9 protein-coding genes and 1 pseudogene are annotated in these 10,228 nt (G+C 64.4%); all 10 read left to right on the top strand.

Annotated features, from left to right (window positions below):
- Positions 1 to 450: pseudogene (locus tag QCE88_RS41610) on the top strand (PIG-L family deacetylase); the annotation flags it as partial.
- Complete coding sequence (locus tag QCE88_RS41605; protein ID WP_309911865.1) at positions 443 to 1,390, top strand: glycosyltransferase; 948 nt, start codon at positions 443 to 445, stop codon at positions 1,388 to 1,390. The pseudogene QCE88_RS41610 and the gene QCE88_RS41605, both read left to right, overlap by 8 nt.
- Positions 1,391 to 1,574: 184 nt before the next feature.
- The gene (locus QCE88_RS41600) at positions 1,575 to 2,846 is read left to right on the top strand and encodes a glycosyltransferase family 1 protein (protein ID WP_309911864.1); all 1,272 of its coding nucleotides are present in this window, start codon (positions 1,575 to 1,577) and stop codon (positions 2,844 to 2,846) included.
- Positions 2,843 to 3,421: an HAD-IIIA family hydrolase gene (locus QCE88_RS41595; protein ID WP_309911863.1), complete on the top strand. Its 579-nt coding sequence runs from the start codon at positions 2,843 to 2,845 to the stop codon at positions 3,419 to 3,421. The genes QCE88_RS41600 and QCE88_RS41595 overlap by 4 nt, the downstream gene beginning before the upstream one ends.
- Entirely contained in the window at positions 3,418 to 4,593 is a 1,176-nt protein-coding gene (locus tag QCE88_RS41590) for a glycosyltransferase family 9 protein (RefSeq protein ID WP_409018340.1), read from the top strand. Before QCE88_RS41595 ends, QCE88_RS41590 begins: the two co-directional genes overlap by 4 nt.
- 2 nt (positions 4,594 to 4,595) lie before the next feature.
- Complete coding sequence (locus QCE88_RS41585; RefSeq protein WP_309911862.1) at positions 4,596 to 6,341, top strand: carbamoyltransferase C-terminal domain-containing protein; 1,746 nt, start codon at positions 4,596 to 4,598, stop codon at positions 6,339 to 6,341.
- Positions 6,338 to 7,393 (top strand): glycosyltransferase family A protein, encoded by a 1,056-nt coding sequence (locus QCE88_RS41580; protein ID WP_309911860.1) that lies wholly within the window; start codon positions 6,338 to 6,340, stop codon positions 7,391 to 7,393. The genes QCE88_RS41585 and QCE88_RS41580 overlap by 4 nt, the downstream gene beginning before the upstream one ends.
- A complete protein-coding gene (locus QCE88_RS41575; RefSeq protein WP_309911858.1) occupies positions 7,390 to 8,463 on the top strand; it encodes a glycosyltransferase family 9 protein in 1,074 nt (357 codons plus the stop codon). The genes QCE88_RS41580 and QCE88_RS41575 overlap by 4 nt, the downstream gene beginning before the upstream one ends.
- A complete protein-coding gene (locus QCE88_RS41570; protein ID WP_309911857.1) occupies positions 8,450 to 9,409 on the top strand; it encodes a glycosyltransferase family 4 protein in 960 nt (319 codons plus the stop codon). The genes QCE88_RS41575 and QCE88_RS41570 overlap by 14 nt, the downstream gene beginning before the upstream one ends.
- A gap of 25 nt (positions 9,410 to 9,434) precedes the next feature.
- Positions 9,435 to 10,228: SDR family oxidoreductase (locus QCE88_RS41565; RefSeq protein ID WP_309911854.1), on the top strand; the 794-nt coding region annotated here is incomplete at its 3' end.

Below are 10,228 nucleotides of genomic sequence, written 5' to 3'. Positions count from 1 at the left end.
TTCCTCGATTCGCAATACGCGGAGGACGGATCGCAAACGATGGAAGCCATCGCTGACGCGCTCGCCGACGTGATCCACGCGGGTCACCATGACGCCGTCTTGATCCCAGCAGGCCTGTTCCACTCCGATCATGAACTCGTGCACCGCGCCGCCCTCGCCGCCTGCATGGCCGATGCGTCGCGGCCCTGCATCGCGTATGAAGATGGCCTGTACCGGCGCATGGACGGGCTCGTGCAGCAACGTCTGGCAGCCCTCCAAAGCGACGGAATAGGAGCCACGCCCTGGCTCGAAACCATCGATGTGGCGGGCCTGCCTGGCCATATGGAAGCGAAGCAGCGCGCCGTGCAATGTTATGCGAGTCAGTTGAGAGCGTTCGGTCCGCACGGCTATGACGACGTGCTCGCACCCGAACGCTTCTGGACCTTGCGGACGAAGCATCGCGATGCGTGAACCTGCAATGCTTGCCGATTCCGCGGTCACACGTCTCACCGTGGTCGTGCTGACCTACAACCGTGCCGATCAGGTGCTCGACACGCTCGCAAGACTTACCGCGTTGCCTGATTGCATCCACATCGTAGCGGTCGATAACGCTTCCTGTGATGGCACCGCTGAACGCATCGTGGCGGAATTTCCGAAAGTCGAACTCGTCGTCGCGCCGGGCAACCTTGGCGCGGCGGGACGCAATCTCGGCGTAGCACGCGTGCAGACCGAATACGTTGCCTTCTGCGATGACGACACCTGGTGGCACGCCGGATCGCTCTCACGTGCCGTCGACATACTCGATGCGGCGCCGCGCGTCGGCGTGCTGAATGCGCGCGTGGTGGTGGGCGAGCACGGCGCGACCGACGAAACCTGCGAACGCATGCGCGCCAGCCCCTTGCCGCACGATGGCTTGCCGGGGCCCGCGCTGATCGGCTTCATGGCGGGCGCTTGCGTGTTCCGCACCAGCGTATTCCGGCAGACGGGCGGATACGAGCCGAGACTGTTCATCGGCGGCGAGGAAACGCTCGTGTCGCTGGATGTGCTGAGCGCGGGCCACGAGATCGTCTATGCCGATGAACTCATCCTCCATCATCATCCCTCCCCGCTTCGCGACAGCACCCAGCGGCGCAAGCTCCTGGCGCGCAACGCAGCCTGGGTCGCATGGATGCGCCTGCCCCCACGCGAAGCGATCTTGACAACGCGCGATGCGCTTCGCACCTTGCGCGCGGAAGCATCGCTATCGCGCGGTCTCCCTGAACTTCTTCGCGGCTTCGCGTGGGCCGTCGCAAGACGCCGCGTCATCCCTTCACGAGTCCAGGAAATGCGCCGCATCGTCCGCGACGATGACCTGCGCCATGCCGCTCGAGCTTCATCCCGCCGCGCATTCCGTTTTACACGCAATTCGTAAAAACGCGCTCGCGGCGCAACGCACCCAACGATATTCGGTTCGTCTCCATGCAAACCGCAGATCGTTTCATAGTCCTCCGTACGTTCGCAACGAGTGGCATAGCGAATGCTGAAAGCTATCGACTGATCCACGCGACGACGCACCGCGCCCATGCGGAGAGGGATCTTGTGAAAAGGGGATTTCCGTGAAGATCGCGTTGATCAGTGAACATGCTTCGCCACTGGCCGTGGCAGGTGGAGTCGATAGCGGCGGTCAGAACATCTATGTCGGCAACGTCGCGCGGCAACTTGTTCGCCTCGGTCACGATGTCGATGTGTTCACACGTTGCGATCGTTCGTTGTTGCCGCTTGTCTCGCGCTTCGAAAACATCCGCGTGATAAACGTTCCGGCAGGGCCGCCGGTGCAGTTGCCCAAAGAGCAGCTTCTACCGCACATGGACGCCTTCGCAAGCTTCATGATCGAGTTCATGAAGCAAGAACGACAGACCTATGCCGTCGTGCATGCAAACTTCTTCATGTCGGGTCTGGTCGGATTGCGCATCAAGGATGCGCTCGGCGTGCCGCTGGTCACCACGTTCCATGCGCTCGGGCGCGTGCGGCGGCTGCATCAGGGCGAATCGGACGGCTTTCCCGATGCGCGCTTCGCCATCGAAGACGAACTGGTCAGCCGTTCCGATTCCGTCATTGCCGAATGTCCGCAGGACGAGAACGATCTGGTGCATCTCTATGACGCCGATCCCGCGCGCATCGATCTCGTGCCGTGCGGCTTCGACCGTACGGAGTTTCATCCGCTCGACAAGGCGCAGGCACGCACACGGCTGGGCTGGCCGCAGGATCGCTTCATCGTGTTGCAACTGGGACGGCTGGTGCCGCGCAAGGGCATCGATAACGTGGTGCGCGCCATGGGCGCCTGCCATGCCACGCACGGCGAAGCAGCAGAACTCTATATAGCGGGCGGTAATTCCGATGAACCGAACGAGGGCGCCACGCCAGAGATCGGCAGGCTGCGTGGCATCGCGCGGGAATGCGGCGTCGAATCGCATGTGCACTTCGTGGGCCGTCATGGACGCGGCGAGCTGAAGCACTTCTATAACGCCGCCGATGTCTTCGTGACGACGCCCTGGTACGAGCCCTTCGGCATCACGCCGCTGGAAGCCATGGCGTGCGGCACGCCGGTGATCGGCGCGGACGTGGGCGGCATTCGCTATTCCGTCGCGCATGGAGAGACCGGCTTGCTGGTGCCGCCGAGGCATCCGGACGCGCTCGCGGAAGCACTGGTCAACTTGAAACGCAACCTGGCGCTGGCCCGCAGGATGGGCGATGCCGGCCTGGCACGCGCCCATGCCATGTTCACGTGGTCGAGCGTGGCGCAGGCGCTTGCGCGGGTCTATGCACGCGTCAGCGGCGAAGATACCCAGACCGCCACGGCGCTCCAGATGAGCAGGGCCGCCCGATGACGTCGCCCGCGAAACCCGCCGTCTTCATCGACAAGGACGGCACGCTGCTACACGACATACCGTGGAACGTGGACCCGGAACGGATGCGGCTGGCGCCCGGCGCGTTCGACGCACTGCGCCTGTTCGCGTCGCTCGACTTGCCGCTATTCATCATCAGCAACCAGAGCGGCGTGGCGCTCGGCAAGTTCAGCCGCGAAGCACTCGATCCAATGGAAGCTCGCCTTAGAGCACTTGCCGCCGAAGCAGGCGCGGCGTTCGCGGGCGTCTACTGGTGTCCGCATCATCCGCAAGGCGTGGTGCCCGAATACACGATGCAATGCGACTGCCGCAAGCCCGCGCCCGGCCTCCTCATGCGGGCCGCGCGCGAGCATCGCATCGATCTGGCGCGCAGCTGGTTCATCGGCGACATACTCGATGATATAGAAGCCGGGCATCGCGCGGGCTGCCGCTGTGTGTTGATCGACAACGGCAATGAAACCGAATGGCTGCGCGGCGAAAGGCGTGAACCGGACATCGTGGTGCGCGACATGCATGAAGCCGCGCTGGCGATCGCGAACGCGGAGTGCCCAGCATGAAGCGCGACACGGAACAGCCGGTGTCCATGACGCCGGTGATCGCAGCGCACGCCCGCAAGAGCGCGGCGAACGCTCCGCGCGAATGGGGCGCGGACGTGAAGCGCATTCTCTGCATCCGGCTGGACAATCTGGGCGACGTGCTGATGACCACGCCCGCGCTGCATGCGTTGCGCAACGCGCAGCCAGGCCGGCATCTGACCTTGCTCGCTTCGCGTTCGGGCAAGGCGGCGGCGCCGTTCATCGATGCCATCGACGACGTGATCGAATACGACGCGCCCTGGGTCAAGCAGGATGCGCCCATCGACCCGCTCGCTGACCTGGCCATGCGCGCGCGTCTCGCCGACGCGCATTTCGATGCGGCCGTGATCTTCAGCGTCTATAGCCAGAACCCGCTGCCGGCGGCCATGCTGTGTCATCTCGCCGGCATCCCGTTGCGGCTCGCGCATTGCCGCGAGAACCCCTATGGCCTGTTGACCGACTGGGTCACGGAAAGCGAGCCGCAACTCGGCACGCGTCATGAAGTGGAACGGCAGCTTGCGCTGGTCGCGCAGGTGGGCGCACGCGCGGACGATACCCGCATGCGTTTCAACGAACGACCCGCAGATGTCGCTTCGCTCGCGCAGAAGCTGCAAGCACGCGGCGTGGATGAGGATGCGCCGTTCATCGTCGTGCATCCGGGCGCCACGGCAGAGTCGCGCCGTTATCCCGTTGAGCGCTTTGCGCAAGTGATCGCGTGTCTCGGCGAACAATTGGACCTGCCGGTGTTCGTCACCGGATCGGCAAGCGAAAGCCCGCTCTGTCGCGAAGCACGCGGCGCCAGTCCGCACGCCATCGACCTCTCGGGCGCGGTGTCGCTCGGCGAACTGGGCGCGCTTATCCGCCGTGCGCGCGTGCTGATCTCGAACAACAGCGGTCCGGTGCATCTCGCTTCGGCGCTCGGCACGCCTGTCGTGGATCTCTACGCGCTCACCAATCCGCAGCACATGCCCTGGCAGACGCCGCACCGCGTTCTGTATCACGACGTGCCGTGCCGCTGGTGTTACCGCAGCGTGTGTCCTGAAGGCCATCACGCCTGCCTGCTGGGCGTACCAGTGCAAGACGTCGTCGATGCCGCGCTGGCTCTCCTCGAAACCGAACTTCCACCCATCAACACGACCACACAGGTTTTCTAGTCATGTACACACTGGGTATCAACGCCGTTTATCACGACAGCGCGGCCGCGCTCATCAAGGATGGCGTGGTCATCGCCGCTGCCGAAGACGAACGCTTCACGCATGTGAAGCACGCCAAGCGGCCCGTGCCGTTCTCGACGTGGCAGCTTCCCTTCGATGCCATCGACTATTGCCTGAAGGAAGCGGGCATTGAACTGGCCGACGTGGATCACGTCGCCTATTCATACGATCCGCATCTGTTCTCCGGCATGCCCAAGGACGCGAAGGCCAGCATCACGCTGCCGATGATGTCATCGGAACAACCGCTGTCCAATCCATCCGAGTCGCCGTGGGATCCGCTGTTCCTGAGCTACATCGTCAATGCGCAGGGACAGCTGCGCGACGGCGCGCCGCATCATCTGCGCAAGCGCTTCGCCAGCGGCGGACGCGTGCCGCGTTACACCTGGCACAACGTGGATCACCATCTCTGCCATGAAGCGAGCGCATTCCTCGCCGCCCCCTTCGACGACTGCGCCGTGCTCACGATGGACGGCCGCGGCGAAGGCGTGACGACGAGCCTCGGGCAGTTCGTCGATGGCGAATATCGCCGACTGAAGCAGGTGGAACTGCCTCACTCGCTGGGCCTGCTGTATGAAGCGGTAACGAACTATCTGGGCTTCCTGCACTCCTCGGACGAGTACAAGGTGATGGCCCTGGCATCGTTCGGCAAGCCCGTACATGCGGATCAGTTCCGCGAGATCGTCAAGTATCGGCACGACGGAAGCTATACGGTGGATGCGCCGCGTCTCGTCGAACGCTTCGGACCGGCACGCGAACGCGGTGGCCCGCTCACGCAGCATCACTACGACGTCGCGCACTCGTTGCAGGTCGTGCTGGAAGAAACCGCACTCGAACTTGCGAAGTGGCTGCACGCGAAGACCGGTCTGTCTCATCTGACGATGGCCGGCGGCGTCGCGCTCAATTGCGTGATGAATGCGCGCCTGCGCGATCGCGGCCCGTTTGCCGATGTATGGGTGCAGCCCGCGGCGGGCGACGCCGGCACGGCGCTCGGCGCCGCGTTGTGGACCGACTGGCGCGAGCGGAGCATCGCGGGCGAACCCTGCCGCAAGTGGCGCATGAATCATGCGTATCTCGGTCCATCCTTCGCCGACGATGACATCGAAACCTTTTTGAAGTGGACGCGTGCGCCGTATCGCAGGCTCGATGACATTGCCGCCGAAACCGCCGACCTGCTCGCGCAAAACCGCGTGATCGGCTGGTATCAGGGGCGCACCGAGTTCGGGCCGCGTGCGCTCGGTGCGCGCTCCATCTTGGCCTCGCCCATCGATGCATCGATGCAGGCCCGCCTGAACGAGATCAAGGACCGCGAGGACTTCCGGCCGGTTGCGCCGGTCGTGATGGAAGAACATGCCGCCGACTGGTTCGTCGATGCGCGCGTCGCGCCCTACATGCTGTTCATCTTCGACGTGCGCGAGGACATGAAGGACCGTATTCCGGCGGTGACGCATATCGACGGCACCGCGCGCGTGCAGACCGTCAATCGCTCGCAGCATGCGCTCTACTATGACCTGCTCGCGGCCTTCAAGGCGCGCACGGGCGTGCCGGTGCTGGTCAACACGTCGTTCAACACGCGCGGCGAGCCGATGGTGAACTCCCCGCGCGACGCGCTCGAATCGTTCTGGACCTCGCCGCTGGATGCGCTGGTGATTGGTCCGTTCCTGGTCGAGAAGCCGGGGTTGCGCGCATGAGCACCTGCACCGGTCTGTTCGATCACGACGGCACTGCCGCTGCAAGCGATGCATACGCCGCGCACCGTGGGGACTTCATCCCCGAGGTATCCGTGGTCGTGCCGACCTACCGTCGTCCCGCAATGCTCGAACGCTGCGTACGCGCGCTCGCCGCGCAGCACTACGATGCGGCGCGTTACGAAATCATCGTATGCGACGACGGCCCGGACGATGCCACGCAAACCTGCGTGCAACGTCTGGCGCATGAGCAGGCGCCACGGGGTCTACGCATTCGCTATGTGCCCGTCACGGCGACCCAGGGACCGGCGGGCGCGCGCAACGCGGGCTGGCAGGCGTCGCTTGCACGGCGCATCGCCTTCACCGACGATGACACCATTCCTGATCCGCATTGGCTCGCGAATGGCCTCCGCGCACTCGACGCTGGCGCGGACGCGGTGTCCGGCCGTATCGTCGTGCCGCTGGGACCGCGCCCGACCGATTACGAATGCGACGCAGCCGGACTCGCCACGGCCGAGTTCGCCACGGCCAACGCCTTCGCGACCCGTGCGGCGCTGGAGCGCACCGGCGGTTTCGATGCACGCTATACCGCCGCGTGGCGCGAGGATTCGGATCTGCAGTTCGCGCTGATGCAGGCGGGACTGACGATCGCGCGTGCGGAAGATGCGACCGTGCTGCATCCGGTGCGCCCCGCGCGCTGGGGCGTATGCATCTCGCAGCAGAAGAAGAGCCAGTTCGACGCGCTGTTGTTCAAGAAGTATCCAGATCTCTTTCGCGCGCGCATTCGCCGGGGCCCGCCGCTGCTGTATTACGCGATGCTTGCGGCGCTGGCGACTGCGCTGCTTTCGTTCACTGCCGGTGCGCCTCGTGTCGCGGTCACGGCGCTTCTTGTCTGGGCCGCACTCACGCTAGGGTTCGGCGCGCAGCGGCTCAAACGCACCGCCCATACGCCCGCGCATATCGCGGAGATGCTGTGGACCTCGGCCATCATTCCGACTCTGTCAATCTACTGGCGCATCCGCGGCGCGCTCCGCTTCAAGGTGCTGTTCCTATGAATGCCGGACCGGTGCAACGCATCGTCATCTTTCGCGCGCTGCAACTCGGCGACATGCTGTGCGCCGTGCCCGCGCTGCGAGCGCTGCGGCGTGCTCATCCGCATGCGCATATCGCGCTGATCGGCTTGCCGTGGGCCCGCAGCTTCGTCAGCCGTTATGCGCATCTGCTCGATGAACTGATCGTGTTTCCGGGCGCGGTGGGCTTTCCGGAACAGGAAGAAACCGACGCGCATCTGCCCGCCTTCCAGCAAGCCATGCGCGAGCGCCGCTTCGATCTGGCGATTCAACTGCACGGCAGCGGCGGCGTGGCGAACGATATCGTCGAAGGCTTCGGTGCACGGCTGAACGCGGGCTTCCTCAAACCCGACGAAGGCATGCGGGCAGGCGTGTTCATGCCATGGCCCGACGAACTGCCCGAATCGGCGCGTTATGCGGCGCTGCTGCAGCGCCTCGATATCGATGCAAGCGATATCTCGCTCGAGATTCCGCTCACGGCGGATGACGAACGCGAATGCGCCGCGCTCATCGAAGCCTGTGCGATCGATTGCAGCCGCCTCGTGCTGGTGCATCCGGGCGCGCAGCTGCCGTCGCGGCGCTGGCCCGTCGAACGCTTTGGCGAGGTCGCGCGTGAGCTTGCTCGCGCGGGATGGCGCATCGCTGTCACGGGCAGCCGGGGCGAAGCCGCGCTCACCGAACATGTGGCGCAGAACGGAGGACCGAACGCCATCGATCTCGCCGGCGCGACCTCGCTCGGCGGACTGGCGGCGCTCGTCGGCCGGGCGCGGCTGATCGTGTGCAATGACACCGGGCTGTCTCACGTCGCAGCCGCCATGCGCACGCCAAGCGTGGTAATCGCGTCAGGCAGCGACACGCACCGCTGGGCGCCCACCGATCACGCACGACATCGCGTGCTGGCCGACTGGCCCGCATGCCGTCCGTGCGCGTTCCGCGTGTGCCCTTATGAACACGAATGCGCGACCAACATCGGCGTGCCCGCCGTGCTCGATGCCGCCCGCGCGCAACTCGAAACGACCTTCCGCAAGGAGACGCTGATCCATGCCCATGACTAGCTCCCGGCGCTTGCGCGTGCTGACATGGCACGTGCATGGCAACTATCTCTACTACCTGAGCCAGACGCCGCACGACTTTTACCTTGTCACGCGCCCCGGTTATCCACCCGGATATGCGGGCACCGCGGGCGCGCTGCCGTTCGGCGCGAACGTGCATGAGATTCCGGCCAGCGAGGTGCAGTCGCAGCCCTTCGACGTCATCCTGTTCCAGCACAAACAGCAGTGGGATGACGACCGCATCAACCTGCTGAGCGATGCGCAGCGGCGCTTGCCACGCGTGTATATCGAACACGATCCGCCGCAAGAGAATGGTTTTGAACAAAAGCACTGGGTCCAGGATCGCGACACGCTGCTCGTGCACGTCACGCACTTCAACCGTCTCATGTGGGACAACGGCGACACGCAGACACGCGTCATCGAGCACGGCGTGATCGTGCCCGAAGGCGTGCGCTACAGCGGCGACCTGGAGCGCGGCATCGCCGTCATCAATCACCTGCGGCAGCGCGGCAGGCGGCTCGGCAACGATGTCTTCACGCAAGCGGCCGAGCGCGTGCCGCTCGATCTCGTCGGCATGGACGCGCAGTCTGCGGGCGGCATCGGCGAGATCGGCAACATGGAGCTTGCCGCGTTCGTCGCGCGCTATCGCTTCTTCTTCAACCCGATCCGCTGGACCAGCCTGGGCCTGGCGATCGTCGAGGCGATGACCATCGGCATGCCGATCATCGGGCTGGCCACGACCGAACTCGCGGCCGTGATTCGCAATGGCGAAAACGGTTATGTCGATACGAATCCGCTCGCGCTGATCGATGCCATGCAACGCCTGCTGCGCGACCCCGCCGAAGCGCGACGTCTCGGCGAAGGCGCGCGCCGCACTGCGCTCGAAAGGTTCCATATCGCGCGCTTCGCCCATGATTGGGACGAAACCCTGCTCCACGTGTGCAGCTGAAATTCATTCTTGAAGGAATGGCGACATGAAAGAAGCCTATAGAAAGCGGGTTCTGGTGACGGGCGGTGCGGGCTTTCTCGGCTCGCACCTGTGCGAGCGTCTGCTTGCACAAGGCCATGACGTGCTGTGCGTGGATAACTTCTACACCGGCACGAAGGACAACATTGCGCACCTGCTGGACAGCGCGAACTTCGAACTGATGCGCCACGACGTCACGTTCCCGCTGTATGTGGAAGTGGACGAGATCTATAACCTCGCGTGTCCCGCGTCGCCCATTCACTATCAGCATGATCCGGTGCAGACGACCAAGACCAGCGTGCACGGCGCCATCAACATGCTAGGCTTGGCGAAGCGCGTCCACGCGAAGATCTTCCAGGCATCGACGAGCGAAGTGTATGGCGATGCCCACGTTCATCCGCAGGAGGAAGCCTATTGGGGCAACGTGAATCCCATCGGTCCGCGCTCCTGTTATGACGAGGGCAAGCGCTGCGCCGAAACGCTGTTCATGGATTACCGGCGCCAGCATGGACTCTCGATCAGGATCGCGCGCATTTTCAACACCTATGGTCCGCGCATGCATCCCGCCGATGGCCGCGTGATCTCCAACTTCATGATGCAGGCGCTGTCCGGCCAGCCGATCACCGTGTATGGAGAAGGCTCGCAGACGCGCTCGTTCTGTTATGTCGACGATATGGTCGACGCCTTCATTCGCCTGATGAACACGCCCGACGACGTCACCGGTCCGGTGAACCTCGGCAATCCGCATGAACTGTCGATGCTCGACATCGCGCGGCGCATCATCGAGTTGACGGGGTCGTC

Origin of the sequence: Caballeronia sp. LZ035 (assembly GCF_031451175.1) — a bacterium.
Classification (GTDB): Bacteria; Pseudomonadota; Gammaproteobacteria; order Burkholderiales; family Burkholderiaceae; genus Caballeronia.
The sequence above is the reverse complement of the archived record's forward strand: the minus strand, read 5'-3'. Positions and strand labels throughout refer to the sequence as shown.